Source organism: Aphanothece microscopica RSMan92 (assembly GCF_046613545.2).
In the GTDB taxonomy this organism is placed as follows: Bacteria; Cyanobacteriota; Cyanobacteriia; order PCC-6307; family Cyanobiaceae; genus NIES-981.
The window spans coordinates 1-1,545 of sequence record NZ_JBKKKY020000166.1; the positions used below are offsets into that span (position 1 = coordinate 1).

The following is a 1,545-nucleotide window of genomic DNA, read 5'->3' on the forward strand; positions in this document are numbered from 1 at the left end:
GGATTCTGCTTGCCTTCCTGCTCTACTTCTCGCCCCCCCCCCATACCGAGGATGCCCTGCGCCGCGCCCGGGACGAAGCGCTGGAAGGCGCGCGCGCCAAGTCGCGCTTTCTTGCGGTGATGAGCCACGAGATGCGCACCCCGCTGAATGGCGCCATCGCCGCGCTGGACATCCTGCAGGTCGACACCACGCTGGACGACCGCCAGCGCCAGTTCCTGGGCGTCGCGCGGCGGTCCAGCGAGATGGCGCTGGAACAGATCGACGACGTGCTGGAACTGACGCGGATGGATGCGGGGCAGGTCGAGCAGCCCGCGGCCGATTTCGATCTGGCGCTGCTCTTGGAACAGATCGTCGACCAGAACCGCCCGCTGGCCGCGGCGCGGCGCAACACGCTGTCGGCGGACCTGTCGGGCCTCGGGCCCGCGTCGCGTGTGCGCGGCCACCGCCGCCAGGTAGGGCGCGTGGCGGTGAACCTTCTGGGGAATGCGATCAAGTTCACCGAAGGCGGGTCGGTCTGGCTGACCGCGCGGCTGGACCCCGTGCCCGACGGCCGCCTGATGCTGCGGGTCGAGGTGACGGACACCGGCCCCGGCGTTGCGCCCGACCACCACGAGGCGATCTTCGATGACTTCCGCACGCTGGACAATTCCGACACGCGCCATTCGGGCGGCACGGGCTTGGGTCTGGGCATCGCGCGGCGCGCTGTGGTGCAGATGGGCGGGCGCATCTGGGTGGACAGCCGCGAAGGCCAAGGCGCGACCTTCGGCTTCGAGGTGCCCTTCGAACAGGCCAGTGCCGCGTCCGGGTCCGCCGGACCCGCACCCGACCGCGCCGCATCCGCGACGCCGGGCGACGCGGCCGCGCTGGACGTGCTGATCGCCGAGGACAGCGACATCAACCGCACCGTGCTGTCCGAGATGCTGCGCATTCTGGGACATCGCGTGGCCGCGGCCCACAACGGCCAGGAGGCCGTGGATCAGGCCGCCGTCCGCCGGTTTGACGTGGTGATTCTGGACGTGGCGATGCCCGTGATGGACGGGGTCGAGGCCGCGCGCCACATCCGCGCCGCGGGCATGTCGCGGGGCGCGCGCATCGTCGGGCTGACCGCCCATGCCATGGCCGACGAACTGGCCCGCATCGCGGCTTCGGGTCTGCCGCAGGTCGAGATCAAGCCCGTAACCATCGCCAAGCTGCGCCGCATGCTGGCGGGGGTGCGCCCGCAGGCGGTGGGGGCCGCGGGCCCTGTGCTGGTGCCCATGCCATCGATCATCGACCCCGGCGTGCTGGCGCAACTGGGTCAGGCGCTGGACGGCGCGCGCATGCGGATGGTGCTGGATGGCGCGCTGGCCGAGATCGACGGGCTGTGCCACGCCGGGGCCCGCCCCGACCCCGAAGGGCTGCACCGCGGGGCAGGGGCGGCGGCGCTGGTGGGGGCCGTGGCCCTGCACCGGTCGCTGGCCGACGCCGAAGGCGCGCTGCGCCGGGGCGTCCAGCCGGACTGGGACAGTCTGTGCGGGTTGTGGCATGCGACCCGCCCGTTCGGCC

The 1,545-nt window shown here is 72.6% G+C and carries 1 protein-coding gene; it reads left to right on the forward strand.

All coding sequences use genetic code 11. The features are described from left to right. On the forward strand, positions 1-1,545 hold a 1,545-nt coding region (locus ACLD7X_RS16660), incomplete at both ends, for an ATP-binding protein (protein WP_411424806.1).